The sequence below is a fragment of the Ruegeria discodermiae genome, from assembly GCF_030758345.1.
Classification (GTDB): Bacteria; Pseudomonadota; Alphaproteobacteria; order Rhodobacterales; family Rhodobacteraceae; genus Ruegeria_C.
This window is the reverse complement of sequence record NZ_JAVAMO010000019.1, coordinates 1-16,356: the sequence shown is the minus strand read 5'-3', so window position 1 is coordinate 16,356 and position 16,356 is coordinate 1. Positions and strand designations below refer to the sequence as shown.

The following is a 16,356-nucleotide window of genomic DNA, read 5'->3' as shown; positions in this document are numbered from 1 at the left end:
TCGAACCCAAAACGCTTTCGCCCCGATTTGCGGTCAGCGCTCAGATAAACGTCGAGGACGTGCCGATCATTGCAGAACAGGGCTACCGCGCCATCATCTGCAACCGGCCCGATGGCGAAGGGGCCGATCAGCCGGGGCTTGAGGAAATCGAGGTCGCCGCCAAAGCCGCCGGGATCGAAGTGCGTTACGTGCCGGTGCAGGGCGGCATGGTTCAGGATTAAGACGTGGCCAGTTTTGGTGCGGCGCTCGACGCCTTGCCCCACCCTTTGTTGGCCTATTGCCGTACCGGCACCCGGTCGGTCACGCTCTGGTCTTTCTGGGAAGCGCGAAAGCGCCCGATGCCAGAAATCCTCGCCGCGACCAAGGCGGCGGGCTATGACATGAATGGGGTCGCGCGCCGCTTAGCAAATGGCGGTCAGACCCCCACCGACACGGGCGACGCGCATTTCGAAGTGGTCATCGTTGGCGCGGGCGCGGGCGGCATTTCCGTTGCCGCATGCCTCAAGTCGCGCAAGCCGCAGCTGAACATCGCGGTGATCGATCCGGCAGATATTCACTACTACCAGCCGGGCTGGACCATGGTTGGCGGCGGCATCTTCGATGCCAAGACCACAGCCAAGACCATGGGCAGCCTGATCCCTCGCGGTGTGCATTGGATCAAATCAGCCGTCGCTGCATTTGAGCCTGAAAACAACGCCGTCATTCTCGATGGCTGCCGGGTCGTGAAATACGACCGGTTGATTGTCTGCCCAGGGCTAAAGCTGGATTGGGCCAAAGTTGAAGGGTTGGAAGAAACGCTGGGGCGCAACGGCGTTACATCGAACTATCGCTATGACCTCGCGCCTTATACCTGGGAACTGGTGCAGGAGATGAAATCGGGCCGCGCGCTGTTCACCCAGCCGCCCATGCCGATCAAATGCGCGGGTGCGCCGCAAAAGGCGATGTATCTTTCGGGTGACGCGTGGTTCCGCGGCGGCGTGCTGAAGGATATTGACATCCAGTTCATGAATGCCGGCGGCGCGCTCTTTGGCGTGAAAGACTATGTTCCTGCGTTGCAGGAATACGTCGACAAATACGGCGCGACGCTCAACTTCATCCACAACCTGGTGTCGGTCGATGGGCCAGCGAAAAAAGCCGTTTTCGACGTTTGCAAACTGGACGCCGAGCCAAGCCGCGTCGAGGCCGAATTTGACATGATGCATGTCTGCCCGCCTCAGACGGCCCCTGACTTCATCCGGGTCTCGCCACTTGCGGACGCGGCGGGCTGGGTCGATGTGGATCAATCCACCCTGCGCCACCAAAGCTACGATAATATCTGGAGCCTCGGCGACGTCATGAACGCCCCCAATGCCAAGACCGCCGCTGCGGCGCGAAAGCAAGCCCCGACAGTCGCAGACAACATTGTTGCGGACATTGCCGGGGGGTCCGCTGTTGCGCAATATAATTGCTATGGCTCCTGCCCGCTGACGGTCGAGCGCGGCAAGATCGTGCTGGCCGAGTTCGGCTATGGCGGGGCTCTCAAACCAAGCTTTCCGCGTTTCCTGCTGGACGGCACCAGACCGAGCCGCGCGGCGTGGTTTCTGAAGGAAACGCTTCTGCCGCCGATCTACTGGAAGGCCATGCTGCGGGGCAAGGAGTGGATGGCCAAACCCGAGAGACTGAAGGTCGCAGCCGGGCGCTAGCCGTGGGGCCGGTGGCGGAGCTCTCGCTCCTGACGGCTTCTGCCAATGGCGAGATCGCCGAGCGGGGAACTGCGGGCGATACAGTGGCTGCCCTGACGCTTGCCTTTCTTTAGGGCGGGTTCCTGTTGTTGATTGGGGTGCTGCGGCTCGGTTTTCTGGCGAATGTCCTCAGCCATCCGGTGCTTACGAGTTTCATCACGGCCTCGGGCATCCTGATCGCAACCAGCCAGTTCAAGCATATTCTGGGGGTTGAGGCGCATGGGCATAACTCCGGCAGTGACATCACCGCATGGCTCACGCGGTACGGTATCCGAGCATCAGTATCGAAGCATCGGAATGGCAGGCACTGAACGAAGGAACACGTCGCAACGATAGGTGCGGGTCTGGTCGTGGCTGGGACTGGCGGATACGCGCATGCGAGACGCATCTTTGATGGCACGATGCAAGCACGATAGCGCAAATGGGTTTGTCGTCCTTCGTTCGCCATAACAATTTGTGACCGTGTAGAAATTCACGCTGGCCACTAAGATAGGTGCACGTAGTCGCCTGGTGCCGCAGGCAATTGTTTGGCGCCCCTGCGCTTTCCTCCCATGGGTGGTGGCGCGACCTCTTCGGTCGAATGGGACTTGAGCCAGTGCACCATTGCAGGCCACCAGGATCCTTCCGTCACATGACTGGTCGCAAGCCAGTCGTCAGGCGAGGTATAAAGCGCGTCTGCGGGTCTGTGACCCAGCCGGTAGTGACGACCCTTGTGTCCGGGCTCGCTGAGAATGCCACCATTATGGCCGCCATTGGTGAGCACGAAGGTCAGGTCTCCATCCGTAAACAGCCTGATCTTGTAGACTGAGCGCCAGGGGGCGATATGGTCGCTCTCTGTGCCCAGCACGAAAAGAGGTACACGGATATCCTTCAGCGCAACCACGCGACCTTCGACGGCGAAACGGCCCGCACTTAGGCGATTTTCCAGAAACAGGCCCCGCAGATATTCCGAATGCATACGCGCGGGCATCCGCGTCGTATCATTGTTCCAGACTGTTAGATCCGTGGGCAGGTCCTCTTCGCTCAGGAAATAGCGGCGCACGGCACGAGCATAGATAAGATCCTCGGCACGGATGGTGGTGAACGTGCGCGTCATCTGGGGCCGGTCAAGGCACCCCTGCAACCACATCAGATCCTCAACAAACGAGACCTGACTCTCATCGATAAAGAGCAGGAGTTCACCCGCTTCGGTGAAATCGACCTGGGCCGCCATGAGCGTAACGCTGGCCAGCCGATCATCCCCATCGCGCTGCATCACCGCAGCCGCAATCGCCAGAAGCGTTCCACCCAGACAATAACCGTTGGCGTGAATCTTCTGGCCCGGCACGATCTTCTCCACGGCATCAATCGCAGCCATGATCCCCTGCAGGCGATAGTCTTCGAGGCTGAGGTCGGACTGGTCTCGCCCTGGGTTTATCCACGAGATCATGAAGACAGTGAAGCCCTGGTCTACCAGGTAGCGCACCATCGAGTTCTCCTGCGAGAGGTCGAGCACATAATATTTCATGATCCATGCGGGCACAAAAAGGATCGGCTCGGCCTGCACTTTGTCGGTCGTGGGCGTGTATTGGATGAGCTCAAAAAGCGCATTGCGAAAAGCCACCTTGCCCGGTGTCGCGGCGAGATCCTTGCCGACCTCGCGGTCAACAGGAGCAGGCTCTTGCTGCTGTGTCGCGGTGCGCGCGAGGTCTTCCAGAAAATGCGTGCCACCTTCGACTAGATTGCGACCGCCTGTCTGCAGGGTTCGCTTGATAATCTCGGGGTTCGACCAGGGGAAATTCGAGGGAGAAATGAGATCGAGTGCCTGGCGAACCTGAAACTGAGCACGTTCGGCATCGCGCGGCGCGATACCGGGCATCTCTTCGGTCGCGGCCTGCCACCAATCCTGCGTGCTCAAGAACGCCTGTTGCCAAGCGGCGAATGGAGTTTTCCGCCACTCATCAGCGGCAAACCGGTGGTCCTGGGCACGTGGATGGAACGGTGGCTCGGGGGATTTCCCCATTGCAAGGTCGGTCGCGTGAGCCCAGAGCTTGGAGGCGTTGCGGGTCGCACGTTCCACAAGCTCAAGCTGACGCCCCGGCGAGCGGCTCAGGTGGACCGCCCAATCCATCCAGGTCGCCATGATCGAATGCGGAGAAACCCCAGCGGTGGCCCGAGCCAGCGAAGCACGCATGGCGCGGTCGACCTTGTCATAGGGGTGATCCCGCGCTTCGGATTCGGGAACCTTATCTACCGCTTGACGATCACCCGCCGCCTGACCCCGAGGTAATTCAGTCATTTTGGTTCTCCGTTTTTGGCAAGCTGCTCTGAAGCACATGCATTCAGCCTGGCAATTGCTTTGCCGCGACACGTTGATGTGCGGATGTTACAGCTTCATAACCACGCGCCCCTGGATGTTGCCCTGCTCCATGCGCGCGAAGATGTCGTTGATATTGTCCAGCTCGTCCCACTGGAAATGCGAGGCAACCTGACCTTCAGCTGCGAAGGCAAGCGCTTCGGTCAGATCGTTGCGCGTCCCGACGATGGAACCACGAATGGTCTTACGCATCAGCACGACGTCGAAGATCGGTAGTTCGAACTCACCGGGCGGCAGACCCACCAGACTCATCGTGCCGCCGCGCGCCAACATACCGACCGATTGGGCAAAGCTCCGGTTGGAAACAGCGGTGACGAGCACGCCTTCAACGCCGCCGCCTGCCTGCAGTTCTTTCTCAGGATCGGTCTTGGCGGCGTTGACCGTTATGTCTGCACCCAACTCCTTGGCCAGTGCAAGCTTATCGTCCGCCACGTCCACGGCCACCACGTGAAATCCCATCGCCTTGCCATATTGCACCGCCAGATGACCAAGTCCGCCGACACCAACGATGGCCACCGTCTGGCCGGGTTTGGCTTCGGTTTCTTTGAGGCCCTTATAAACCGTAACACCAGCACACAGGATCGGTGCAGCCGGGCCAAACTCCAACCTGTTGGGCAGATGCCCCAGATAGCCAGGGTCGGCCAGCACATATTCGGCAAAGCCGCCGTTGACGCCATACCCGGTGTTCGACTGGTCCGGGCAAAGCGTTTCCCAACCACCGACACAATGGCGGCAGTGCCCGCATGCGGAATGAAGCCAGGGAACGCCCACCCGGTCTCCCTCTTTCACGCCAGAAACGCCCGCGCCGACCTCAGCAATGATCCCCACGCCTTCATGGCCCGGAATGAAAGGCGCAGACGGCTTGACAGGCCAGTCCCCTCGTGCGGCATGCAGATCGGTATGGCACACACCGCAGGCCTCGACGTTCACAACAACCTGACCCGGTCCGGCAACGGGCTTTTCCACCTCACGAATCTCAAGCGGCGCACCGAGCTTGGGAACGACGGCTGCTTTCATCATCTCACTCGCCATGAGCGACCCTCCTGAAATGAGCGAATGCTACAGCGGGAGTGTGACACCAAACGCGCCCATGCGATCTGACAGAGGTCAAATACCGATCGCACTTGAACGTAGGTTTGCCGGATAACAACATAATCGAGCAGGATCACCGGTTCATCAGACGACTCACGAGACCAATGCTCGGTTTCAAAAGCTTCGTCCCAGCTGTAGCGACACTTGCGGGGATCGAGACCGCAAACATGATCCGCAAGGTCCAACTGGGACCTTCGACAAGCGGATTCCGTCAATTTGCAGACCTCGCAGGTTAAATCCACCCACTCAATGCGGTAGCTTTGAAACACACCAAAACTTGCGACAAAACCACGAGAAGGCGTTGCGACGTCCGATTCCCCATCTTTGAAGTGCACCCCAGTCGCTGCTTGCCGCCAGTCTAATGCTGGAGTGGGGTTAAGCCTACCCATGCTACGAAATCGCGGCCTCGTCTAAATGTCGAAGGTGGTGGTGCAAAAGCAGCATAAGATTGCAACAGAGCCGGATCTAGTTGAACAAACACAAAGCAACGGTAAGAAAGACACGCCCTTTCACAGATTGTGCGAAAGGGCGTATTTTTTGGCTTTGGCCGCTAAAGTTTATAGGAAGTCTACGGCGTCGGGCATAGCGGGTGTCTCAAAGTTCAAAACGTTCTCCGCAATCCCGGCGGCCCCGTCAACGAGATCGCCGACGATGGGCAGGCTCGAACCTGCTTGAACAAGGTTCAGCATCCAGTCTTCGAAAGCCTCGGCGAAGGCGATGTCGGTGGCGCTTTTGTCCGTGGCACTCCCGAGATATGCGCCGAAGTCAACTTGGCCCAATGTCAGGTCGCTGATCTTGAATTCGAAGCTGTCGACTGCATCGATGCCGGTCTGGCCAGTACGGTCTGCCCAGGTTGCGGTGAAAAGGCCGTCTTGAAAGGCCTTATCAAGATCAATCTCTTGGACGCCGTCTTGGCCGACGATGCGCAGGGTTTCGACGCGGGTGTCGTCCTCGTGCATGTTCTTGATGCGCACTTCGCCACCGCCGCTCTCGATCACCAGATCCTTGCCACCTTCGACGAAGAACCGAAGATCGCTGCCGTCAAGCGCGCCAGCCTCGCGCAATTCCAGTACATCATTGTCGCCGCCGCCGCCGCCAGAGATGGCGTCAAGCTTGTCGCTGGCGAATTCGATGAAGTCGCCCAGTTCGCGCGCCGCATCCAGCCCGGCTTCGTCCACATCCATATTGCCGGTCGAGCCGAAGGTGTAGAGATAGGTGTCATTGCCCTGGCCGCCGACCACATCGCCACCCGCATCGGAAACGGAGAGGAAGTCGTTGCCCACACCTCCGAAGAACTGGGTGCTGTCATAATCCAGCAATGAGCTGATAGTGGTGTGGATATCTGCGACCGCGTCTTTCGCATCGTGGACCAGTTCGCCAACTGCATCGGTCAGCTTGTTCAGCGGGTTCAGCGCGTCGAGCGTCTCTTTTAGCTCATCAACCTTGACGGTCACGCCACTCAACGCATTGCCGAAAGCGGTGTCGAAAGGGCTTTCCACCGGAGTATCCCCGCCATCGTTATCGGGCTTCAGCATGTCCCATACCAGATCGGTGAACGTACTAGTGTCCATCATCCAGTCCACGCCGTCCTGGCCGAACGAAAAGTTCGCCTTGTCACCGGTCATCAGCATCAGATCACTGCCGGTGCCGCCGAAGGAGAAGTTGTAGGACCCGCCACCAAAGAAGATGTCGCTATCCGCGCCACCCATCTGGAAGCCCAGATCGCCACCGGTCGAAAACACATCCGCGCCGTCACCGCCGAACTGAAGGTTGAGCGATGGGGCGTTGTCCATCAGCTTTTCCTTAAGGGATTGTTTTTTGTACGCCTCATCCGAATTGGACGTATCCTGATCCGTTGTGGCGTCTTTGCTTTCGTCTTTTTTCGCATCCTCAATCTTTTCCTTCAGGTGATCTGCGATCGCCTTGAACGGGTCGGCTTCGCCATCGCCACCGCGGCTGACCATAAAGTCGCTGCCGCTACCGCCCATCTGCAATTGGATGCCTGCGTCCTTGCCGCGTTCCATGGCAAACATGATGTCTGTGTCGTCTCCACCCTCCTGGATGTTGACGCGCCCGATGCCGACCATCAGGTCCGTGCCCGCTCCGCCAAACTGTGCGGTGGCCGTGCCGCCGCCAACCATCAGGTCTGCGCCGTCTCCGCCAACCTGCAGGTTGCCTTTGCCCGCTCCGATGGTGATGTCGGTCTCGGACCCGCCGATCTGGATATTTGCTTCGCCGCCTGCCAGCATGATGTTGAAACCATCTGTGCCGGTCGAGTTGGCGTATTCAGCCAGCTTGTCTGCGGCCTTTTCCAGATCGAAGGCGCCCAGGTTCACGTCTTTGGGGATCGTCGACCAGATCTCGCCACCGAATTGCAGGTTGCCCTTGCCCGCACCAATCAGCCAGTCGCTGCCGGTGCCGCCGATCTGGATATTGGCCGCTCCGCCGCCGATCAGCAAATCGGCATCATTGCCACCATATTGGATGTTGGCACCACCTGCGCCCACGGCAAGATCATCTCCATCACCGCCGAACTGGACATTGGTGCTGCCTATGGCAAAGAGCTTGTCCTCGCCCGTGCCGCCGACCTGAACGTTGGTATTGCCAGCGGCCAGCAACATGTCATTGCCCGCGTCGCCGAACTGCAGGTTGAGGTTGCCGACACCGATCACGGCATCGTCGCCATTGCCGCCTGACTGCCAGTTGGCGTTGCTGACGGCGACCATCGTGTCGTCTCCGTCCTGTCCGCTCTGGGTCGTGGCGACCACCGCGCTAGCGACCATCTTGTCGTCGCCGGTGCCGCCGAACATGACGTTGACGCCGCCCGCGCTGATCATCGTGTCGTTGCCCGCATCGCCGAAGACCGTGTTGACGCCACCCACGGCTTTCATAACGTCATTGCCGTCATCGCCATGCAGTACATTGGCGCCGCCGATGCCGGTGATCGCATCATTGCCTGTTCCGCCATGCACCTTGTTGACTGCACCGATGGCTTCGATCGTGTCGTCGCCGCTGTCGCCATACATCTCGTTATAGGCGCCGATGCCCTTCAGAACGTCGTTGCCGGACCCGCCATTCATCTTGTTCCACAAGCCGCGGCCTTCCATATGGTCGTTGCCCGAACCGCCGGTCATGTAGTTTTTGGCGCCATAGCCATAGAGCGCGTCATTATGGGCGCCGCCATCCATCTTGTTGTAGCCGCCATAGCCCTTGAGCGTGTCATTGTGGTTGCCGCCATACATGTTGTTGACCGCGCCATAGCCATAAAGCTTGTCATAGTGATCGCCGCCATACATGTCGTTCTTGGCGCCGTAGCCCTTGATCGTATCGTTGCTGGTGCCGCCGTTCATGTAGTTGTAGGCGCCCTTGCCTTCCAAGTAGTCATGGCCGGATCCGCCATAGACGTAATTCTTGATGCCAAGGCCGTAGACTTTGTCATTGCCCGAACCACCGTCAAGACGGTTATACGCGCCATAGCCGTAGACCTTGTCATGGCCTGAGTCGCCATAGAGGTAGTTCTTAGCGCCCCAACCCTTGACGGTATCGTTCCCCGACCCGCCATACAGCTTGTTATAGCCGCCATAGCCATAAACCAGGTCGTTGCCCGATCCGCCTTTGAGATAGCTCTTGGCGGCATAACCATACATCTTGTCATTGCCGCTGCCTGCGTCCTTGGAAACGCTGATGCCATAAAGCTTGTAGGTCTGATGCGGTGATTTCTTTGAGCTACCCATGGGAAAATTCCTTTCGATATGAGTTGGGAAAATCTGAAGTTATGCGGCGACTGCCGCGCTCTGGGCCCAGTTTCCGTGGGCATCTTGGCCCGGGAACTGAACGATCTTTTTGAGTTGCCCGTCGGCGCTGCGGCGAGCGGCCCGGAATGCGACACCCGGGAAAACAGTGCGGGTCAAGTCGCGCGCCATCCTGAAGCCGTTGCCCAGCGGCGCGACAAAGTCCATGACCACGGGGCAGTGTCCAGTATTCCACTCCCCCGGTAGCAGGCATCGCCCTTCGTCCAAAACGGCGGCTTCGGTGCCCGCGTCGAGATAGGCCCATGTCGCCAACCCGACCGGCATTTCACCCGAGCGCCAGACCCGAAGCTGACCCAGGGCCAATGGCGGCAGTATCAGTTGGCTGAACTCGGCTAGGTCGCGGTCGCGATAAAGCTCGCATTGGCTCATCAATGCCAGCGCTTCGCCGAGGATGGTGAATTCTGAAGCAGTGAATTTCATAGTCAAACCTTTCATGTGCTGGCCGAGCGAAGTTGTTTGGAGAGAACGCCTCGATGCCCTGATCGTGCATCAGCAGCGGCGATTTGAATGGAATGGTCTGCCCGTCAGGCTGGGTCATCTGAATTGCAGATTGCCCCGTCGGAATCTGGTTAATTGCGGTAGATTTGGCGAAACGTCCCAGAGGATTTAACCCCCGGCCATGGCTGAGAAGTTCTACCCAAAGCTTGCAATGTCTAACCCAGCGCCGCTAACCTGTCTGGGGGAACAGTGCGCCAACACACGGCTGAAAATTGTCAGGAGATCTTATTTGGCCGATGAGGCGGAAAAGACAGAGGAACTGCTGCCGCCGCAGTTGGTGAACACGCTCCAGGCCGTATTGCTCGCAGAGTCGCGGTTCCTGTTCCGCTTGCGCGAAAGAACCGCAGAGATGTGCAAGGTCAAAGAAGACGTCGTCGCCATCCAACGAGAGCTGAACCATGAAAACGTCGTTCACGTTGCGCGCTTTTTCTTCCTTTTGAAGGCACTGGATTGTTCCAGCCCGGCAGCAATTGAAGCTTTAATTGAGGCTCACAATCTGAAGGTCAAGCGCCTGCTTGATGCCGAAGACTTTCGGTTTCGGACACGCAAGGAGCTGCAGAAGTCGGTCTTCAAAGATGCCCAGCAATATGTCTGCGTGAAAACGGTCAAGGAAAAGGGCAGGGCAGTTCTTGCAAAGACAGAGATAGCCGCTCTGCTCTTTGATCACATGAGCCGCGACAGTGCTGTCAAAACGATTGACCTGCTGGTGCGGGCGGGCCTTCTAATCGAGGAGGATTCCGATCCTCTGTCAGGCTCAAACCGAAAACTAATCAAAACAGACGGGATTCTTGAGGATACAGTGGCGAGTTATCTGTCCGATATCGGAAACTTAGCTATAAAATTAAATGGGGGTAAATCTTGAAGTTCGTTGTATTTGCATCTCTGGTCGTTTGCCTTTTCCAGTTACCCGCTTTTGCGCAAAGCTCTGGGATATTCGGCCTAGGCAACAGTGAATTGGCGTGCCGTTTCGTCGAGGAGGCGGAAATCATAGCAAATGTTGCGGATTACGAGCGCTACTCCTATGCGTGCGGCACAAGAAGTGTCAGAAAATTCGATGAGATGCAATTGCTTCAGGATGCTTACCGGGCTGACCCGGAAGCGACTCTGGATCTGATCGAAAGGATTTTGAAAGCCGGGAAGTCCAACTAGGCAGAAGAGTTGCGTTGCAGGTTTTCAGGGTGTTGTCACGTTGATATCCGGCCGACCGGGGAATGCTGATGGTCGGAATACAAGCGGCTCGAGTGGCGGCATCCAGATGTCAAATGTTTCGAGGCGGTGATATCGGATCGTGTTGCACGGATGGTTTCATCAGCATAGCCAGTTGCTTGATCTAACGACGAGATGGCGAGATGCCTTTCAAGCACAACGCGGCGCGGCGAGATAAGTTTGAGAAGTCCAAGTACCGGGTTACGAATTGTCCTGAGTACAACGAGGCGCTTCGCCAGCGTGGTGATGTTACGGTCTGGTTAAGCGAGGATGCGGTATCCGGATGGTGCGCCCCAAGGTCAGGGAAACGTGGTGGTCAGAGGCAATAATCTGATCTGGCGATTGAGACCTGCCTGACCCTACGCGCCCTCTTCGGCCTGCCGCTTCGGCAAACGCAAGGGTTTGTACGAAGCTTACTACGGCTCATGCAGATCGACATTCCGGTTCCGGATTTTTCACGTTCTGCCGACGCGCACAATTGCTTCGGGTCGCACCGAATGGGCCGGATATTGCTTAAATTTCATACCCGGCCGTTTCATACAGCTGCACCTCTTGACCGACGCTCCAAAATGAGAGGTCGGGAACTGGGGCGGTTGACCAAGATGTTGAGGGTAGTGAGGGCTGCTTCGAGTGACCAAGCTCTTGATACGGAGCAGATACTCAACCAAGCGGTACTCGACCGGCGTCCGCGAGGTGACTCTACTGTTATAGCGGTTTCTTTCCCGTTGATGACCTATCGAAACATGTTTCCTCTCTCAGAATGTTCCGTCGGCTCATCCAGATCCAGCATCGTTGGGTCGATCATGCGCTTGTTCGCGCTCATCTTGACAGAATTCTGCATGGCTGCGCTTCGCCGGAGGAGTCGCCGGAAACGCGCTTCGTCGAGCACAAGCAGTGTCGAGGGTGCCAGCGCCCGCACGTTTATGCGACGGGGTCGTTTCAACAGCATGGCCAACTGTCCAAACATTTCGCCACGTCCTAACCGATTGGTATGTCTGCCGAATTCCACTTCGACTGCCCCGGAAGCGATGAAGAATACACTTCGGGCGAACTCATTTTTGGAAATGATGGTATCACCTGCATTGGCATAATGAGTACGCAGCGCTCTGCTGAGTCTTCGCAGTGACGCTTTGTCGAGATCAGAGAACAGCGGAAACTGCCTGACCAGATCCCGCCCTTTGAGCGCAATGTCCAGATTCGGACGCCCTTCAGATAAGGCACGTCGTTCCGCCACTTCCTGCATCAATACTGAATAGAGCTCTTCCCCCACGATGCCGTCCTCACGCATGACCGCGTATTCACGTTCTTCCAGTCGCAGCGCCGTCCGCCGGATGAACCGCCGCTCCAGCCTTTCGGCATAGCCTGGATATTGCAGCCGCAAACCTTCGAGCGCTGACTCAACCGCCTCGGATCGACGTGCCAGCAGATCATCCAGCAGTTCTGCAACCCGGCGCCCGTGAATCCGACGTATGCGGCCTCGGACGAAGCCGTCGAGATCCCGCAGGATCAGCCGTTGCATGAGCAATCTTTCAAACCGGTCCGTTGTAATACGCGTGAGTGGAAATGAGATGCGAAGTCGGTTGTGCAGAAACACTGCGACCCGGAAAGACCTACCGTAGACCACGGACCGATTTGACGCGCGCTGATAACCGATCCGGCCTCCGGTCCGAGCGCCTTCAATGAGCCGATCCGCATCGGACAGGATCTTCTCGCTCAGAACCGATGACACGGTGCGTTCGCGCATACGGGCCAATACGGAATCCCGCTCGGCACCGGCCAGTGCAATAAGGCCAAGCGTGATCCGGTCACGATCAAGGATCTGCGCGCTGTCTTCGGCGGCCTTCACAGCGTCGTCGAGGCGTTCACTAAACTGTTTGGCTTCGTTCCTGACAATATCATGCGTCAAATTGTAGTTTTCTGCGGTGCGGGACACGTCTTCGCGAACTGATTGCAAGGCGACCGCGACCACCTGGCGTGAGAGTGCCGTATCAAGCGGAGAGAGCCTGTCGAGCCCCAGTTTTGCGATCACCGAGCGCAAGGTTGTCCCCTGAACAATCAGCGTAAACAGCGTAAAGCCAGTGGCCAGGATACCGACCAGACGCTTGGTTTCGAGCGGGATATGCGTGCTTTCTGTGACTGCCAGCGCCAGCGCCAACGTCACTGCACCCCGCAGCCCACCCCATAGTATTGCGGTGCGATAGCGGCGTTCAACGGTTGGTGACAGTCCAAGTGCCGTGAGCAATGGCAGCAATCCGAACAGAACCGCCGCCCGCGCGAATGTTGCGGCAAGAACCACTACAACCAACAGGCCAAAGTCAGACGGTCGCACTCCTTCTAACAATCTCGGTATCAGCAATGCTGCAAGAATAAAGATCAACGCACCGGCCCAATGCGCCAGAAGATCCCATACTTCTTGCAGATTTGTCCAAGCGACCGGCGACAAACGACCCGGGCCTGTGAGGTTGAGCGTAAGGCCTGCGACGACCACCGCGATGACACCAGACGCCCCGACGCTTTGTTCTGCAACGATATAGGCGAGATATGGCAGTGCGATAGATATTGAAATCTGTGCCATGTCCCAGCGGTCTACGAACGCCATCAGCCAAACCGCCATGCGCGCCATGAGCCAACCGGTCAGCGCACCGCCTGCGATCAACAGCGGAAATTGCCCCAGGGCTTCACTGAGTAACGGATCAGGCCGCCCGAGCATGACAAAGCTTATGAATAGCCCAAAAAGAGCGATCGCAGCAGCATCGTTCAGAAGGCTTTCGCCCTCAACTATTCTCGACAGCCTGCGCGGTGCGGAGATTGATCGGAAAATGCTGACAACCGCCGAGGGATCAGTTGTCGACACAATAGCACCGATCAACAAGCAGGCGGCCAGCGGCAGCGTACTGACCCAACTGAGCGCATAGCCAATGGAGAGTGTCGCCACGATCACGGCCACAACGGCCATCATCAGGATGGGCATCCAGTCGTCCATCATCCTGCGCAGGTTCATGCCGAGTGTCGCCTGAAAGAGTAATGTTGGCAGGAAAACATAGAGGAAGACATTGGACCGGATCGGCAGATCGATGATCGCCTGCGCCCCCGGGTTCAGCGCATCCGTCAGGTCGGTGTTGAACAAGAATGTCGCGCCCAGCCCAATCACTATCCCCAGAACAGCGAGGATAACGCTGAAAGGCAAACGCAATCGCGCAGCCAGTGGCTCTGCCACGCCGATAACAACAAAAAGAGAAGTGATGATGGTCGTAGTGACGACAATATCCATCAATATGTACTACCTGAGAACTCGAACCAATGGAATCCAGCCTTCAAGTCGGCTCGACCACGAGGGATCGATGTGTGAACTTACTCTCGTCCAGACTGTGCAATTGCATCGAATGTGAGAAATGATGGGCCGCTCGGCGACACCTGCACTGTGAGTGAGCGACCGGCTCTGGGCCGCTCGCATCAGCGTTCTTGCGACCGCAGATTGCCTTCGACGTAGGTAGGTTTTCTGGGTCATGACCTTTAGACATTCTTATCTACGGTAAATCGGTTGGCGCTCGGCGAAGAAAATGTGTTTTTGCAGGCGCGAACGAACCGCTTAACCAACGCTCGCGGTCTTGCCTTGTCGTAGCCGATTGAAAGCGTCAGCGAACGGAGGTCACCAAGGATCGGGCGAGCAACAACAGTGTCACCAGCGTAGGTTTTTGCCGTGTCTGGACGCATGTTCAAAACCGCAAGGCCTAACCCCGCACCGACAAGGGCGCGGAGCATCTCGGTCGAGTTGGCATAGGCGGCGATTTTGGCCACAGGCTCTGCAGCTTCAAGGAGGGCGCGGTAGTAGGGTCCGGCCACCGGTCGATCGAGCACCACGAGCGGCTCGGCGGCAATGTCGTTGAGTGTTACCATACTTTGGCTTGCCAGTGGGTGACCCTCCGGCATCAGGCAATATGGAGGGACCTCGATCAAGGTATCAAAGCCTAGCGATGGCGACACGTCTTCGCTTACAAAGAGGATCACGTCAAAGCGTCCGTCAAGAAGCCCGGCTTGAGCCTGGTCATTGTCACATTCAGCAAGATGTAAGGTCACTTGCGACGGATCGGGCACGAAGTCTTGCAGGATAGCCGGCAGGAAGGCGGGGGCCACGGGCGCGTAATATCCTATCCGAAGCACACCACCCAGCGACTGCCCCAACTCTGCCGTCTCGGATAGAAGAGCGCGATGTTCCTCAAGCAATCTTTCGCACTTGCGTGCCACGTCCTGCCCGCTCGCGGTGGGCTGAATGCCGCGGGCCCTCTGCCGTGTCACAAGAGTCAATCCAAATGCCTCCTCCATCTGGTCGATGGCCGCTCCCACGGCGGAGGCGGCGATGTTCAGCTCAGTTGCCGCACTGGTAATGTTGCCGTGCTTCAAGGCCGTGGTGAAGTAGGTCATGGCTCTGAGGGAGGGTGTCACGGCTTTCCCCGAAAAATCAGATCAATTTATACGATTAATACTGTTTTTTAAAGATTTCTGGAAGTGGCAAGCTCGTTCTGATTTTCGCACGAGAAGGGGGATTCGATGTCTGACGCACCATTGAAAGGATGGCATCATACGCCGAACGTGCCGCTAAAGGTGTCTCCCTTCTTTCAATGGCCCCTGCGCCCGGTGGCGATGCTGCGCTGGGTTTGGAACAGCTGGTTCCTGATTACAGAACGACTGATCATCGTGGGCATCGCTTTTATATCCGTGGCCTTCTTCCAACCGCAATTGGCTGCAACGCAGACCCTTGCCTTCGGCTGGATCGTCGAGATTTGGCTCCGTAATATCGTGCTTATGTGCCTCGTCGCCGGTGGGCTGCACCTATATTTCTACACCTACACCAAACAGGGCCAACGGCTGAAATACGACCCGCGCCCGCTAATGAAGAACGGGCGGCAATTCACGCTTGGAGGACAGATCCGCGACAATATGTTCTGGACGCTGGCCAGCGGTGTCACCGTCTGGACGGCGTATGAGGTGCTTCTGTTCTGGGCGATGGCGAACGGCTATGCGCCGGTGTTAACCTGGGCGGACAGCCCCGTTTGGTTCATTGCGCTGTTCCTGCTGATCCCGGTGTGGGAGAGCTTCTATTTCTATTGGATCCACCGGATGCTGCACATTCCGTTTCTCTACAAGCATGTACACGCGCTCCATCACCGGAACATTAATGTCGGCCCGTGGTCTGGCATGTCTATGCATCCGATCGAGCACATCATTTTCCTTGGCAGCGTGCTGATCCATTTCGTCGTACCAGCAAACCCGGTGCATATCCTGTTTCATCTTCAGTACTACGCTCTGACGGCAGCCACCACCCATACGGGGTTCGAGGGTCTTTTGGTGAAGGATCAGAACCGACTGAAATTAGGCACGTTTCACCACCAAATGCACCACCGGTACTTCGAGTGTAACTACGGCTCGCTCGAATTGCCGTGGGACAAGCTGTTCGGATCGTTCCATGATGGCACGCAGGTGTCAGATGCGAAAATCAGAGAACGTCGTAAGAAGCTCACCAACGGGACAAAGTGATGGGCGGTTTGCCGTAGCTGATGCTGAAATAGCCTCAGTTTATGCGGACATCTGTCTAATCAATCCGAGCAGCAGGTTTGACCGCCTGCTAGCAACTGTATTTCTCAGGCGACTTGACGGGCCCAGTTTCTGCGTT

Annotated in this window: 9 protein-coding genes and 5 pseudogenes; 7 read left to right on the top strand and 7 right to left on the bottom strand. The window is 57.4% G+C overall.

What is annotated here, in order from left to right:
* Window positions 1–8: 8 nt before the first annotated feature.
* Window positions 9–1,682: pseudogene (locus Q5Y75_RS24505) on the top strand (bifunctional protein tyrosine phosphatase family protein/NAD(P)/FAD-dependent oxidoreductase); the annotation flags it as partial.
* Window positions 1,664–1,948: pseudogene (locus Q5Y75_RS24500) on the top strand (SulP family inorganic anion transporter); the annotation flags it as partial. The pseudogenes Q5Y75_RS24505 and Q5Y75_RS24500, both read left to right, overlap by 19 nt.
* 257 nt (window positions 1,949–2,205) lie before the next feature.
* Here Q5Y75_RS24500 and Q5Y75_RS24495 read toward each other — a convergent pair.
* Window positions 2,206–3,999 (bottom strand): PHA/PHB synthase family protein, encoded by a 1,794-nt coding sequence (locus Q5Y75_RS24495; protein ID WP_306202477.1) that lies wholly within the window; start codon window positions 3,997–3,999, stop codon window positions 2,206–2,208.
* A gap of 87 nt (window positions 4,000–4,086) precedes the next feature.
* Window positions 4,087–5,109, bottom strand: coding sequence for an alcohol dehydrogenase AdhP (gene adhP / locus Q5Y75_RS24490; RefSeq protein ID WP_306202475.1), 1,023 nt, complete (start codon window positions 5,107–5,109; stop codon window positions 4,087–4,089).
* A gap of 113 nt (window positions 5,110–5,222) precedes the next feature.
* On the opposite strand from adhP, the pseudogene Q5Y75_RS24485 reads away from it, so the two are divergent.
* Window positions 5,223–5,405 (top strand): annotated as a pseudogene (locus Q5Y75_RS24485) (DDE-type integrase/transposase/recombinase); the annotation flags it as partial.
* A gap of 50 nt (window positions 5,406–5,455) precedes the next feature.
* Here the strand turns inward: Q5Y75_RS24485 and Q5Y75_RS24480 are convergent.
* The 3 genes and pseudogenes from Q5Y75_RS24480 to Q5Y75_RS24470 form a co-directional block, all read right to left on the bottom strand.
* Window positions 5,456–5,611, bottom strand: a pseudogene (locus Q5Y75_RS24480) (transposase); the annotation flags it as partial.
* A gap of 115 nt (window positions 5,612–5,726) precedes the next feature.
* Entirely contained in the window at window positions 5,727–8,903 is a 3,177-nt protein-coding gene (locus Q5Y75_RS24475; protein WP_306202473.1) for a calcium-binding protein, read from the bottom strand.
* Window positions 8,904–8,942: 39 nt separating this feature from the next.
* On the bottom strand, window positions 8,943–9,401 hold the full coding sequence (locus Q5Y75_RS24470; protein ID WP_306202471.1) for a toxin-activating lysine-acyltransferase: 459 nt from the start codon (window positions 9,399–9,401) through the stop codon (window positions 8,943–8,945).
* A 307-nt stretch (window positions 9,402–9,708) separates the two neighbouring features.
* Between Q5Y75_RS24470 and Q5Y75_RS24465 the strand changes: the two genes are divergently transcribed.
* The 3 genes and pseudogenes from Q5Y75_RS24465 to Q5Y75_RS24455 all read left to right on the top strand — a co-directional run.
* Window positions 9,709–10,341, top strand: a complete 633-nt coding sequence (locus Q5Y75_RS24465) for a hypothetical protein (RefSeq protein WP_306202469.1) — start codon at window positions 9,709–9,711, stop codon at window positions 10,339–10,341.
* Complete coding sequence (locus Q5Y75_RS24460) at window positions 10,338–10,628, top strand: hypothetical protein (protein WP_306202467.1); 291 nt, start codon at window positions 10,338–10,340, stop codon at window positions 10,626–10,628. Before Q5Y75_RS24465 ends, Q5Y75_RS24460 begins: the two co-directional genes overlap by 4 nt.
* 392 nt (window positions 10,629–11,020) lie before the next feature.
* A pseudogene (locus tag Q5Y75_RS24455) lies at window positions 11,021–11,131 on the top strand (transposase); the annotation flags it as partial.
* Between the two features lie 287 nt (window positions 11,132–11,418).
* Here the strand turns inward: Q5Y75_RS24455 and Q5Y75_RS24450 are convergent.
* Window positions 11,419–13,956 (bottom strand): cation:proton antiporter, encoded by a 2,538-nt coding sequence (locus tag Q5Y75_RS24450; RefSeq protein ID WP_306202466.1) that lies wholly within the window; start codon window positions 13,954–13,956, stop codon window positions 11,419–11,421.
* Between the two features lie 242 nt (window positions 13,957–14,198).
* Entirely contained in the window at window positions 14,199–15,107 is a 909-nt protein-coding gene (locus Q5Y75_RS24445) for a LysR family transcriptional regulator (RefSeq protein ID WP_306202464.1), read from the bottom strand.
* A 126-nt stretch (window positions 15,108–15,233) separates the two neighbouring features.
* Here Q5Y75_RS24445 and Q5Y75_RS24440 point away from each other — a divergent pair, with 126 nt between their 5' ends.
* Window positions 15,234–16,220, top strand: coding sequence for a sterol desaturase family protein (locus Q5Y75_RS24440; protein ID WP_306202461.1), 987 nt, complete (start codon window positions 15,234–15,236; stop codon window positions 16,218–16,220).
* The last annotated feature ends 136 nt before the right edge of the window (window positions 16,221–16,356 follow it).

Coding starts and splice junctions, on each gene's coding strand:
- Q5Y75_RS24450 (WP_306202466.1), bottom strand. CDS start 13,956: ATGGATATTGTCGTCACTACGACCATCATCACTTCTCTTTTTGTTGTT.
- adhP (WP_306202475.1), bottom strand. CDS start 5,109: ATGGCGAGTGAGATGATGAAAGCAGCCGTCGTTCCCAAGCTCGGTGCG.
- Q5Y75_RS24495 (WP_306202477.1), bottom strand. CDS start 3,999: ATGACTGAATTACCTCGGGGTCAGGCGGCGGGTGATCGTCAAGCGGTA.
- Q5Y75_RS24440 (WP_306202461.1), top strand. CDS start 15,234: ATGTCTGACGCACCATTGAAAGGATGGCATCATACGCCGAACGTGCCG.
- Q5Y75_RS24445 (WP_306202464.1), bottom strand. CDS start 15,107: ATGACCTACTTCACCACGGCCTTGAAGCACGGCAACATTACCAGTGCG.
- Q5Y75_RS24470 (WP_306202471.1), bottom strand. CDS start 9,401: ATGAAATTCACTGCTTCAGAATTCACCATCCTCGGCGAAGCGCTGGCA.
- Q5Y75_RS24475 (WP_306202473.1), bottom strand. CDS start 8,903: ATGGGTAGCTCAAAGAAATCACCGCATCAGACCTACAAGCTTTATGGC.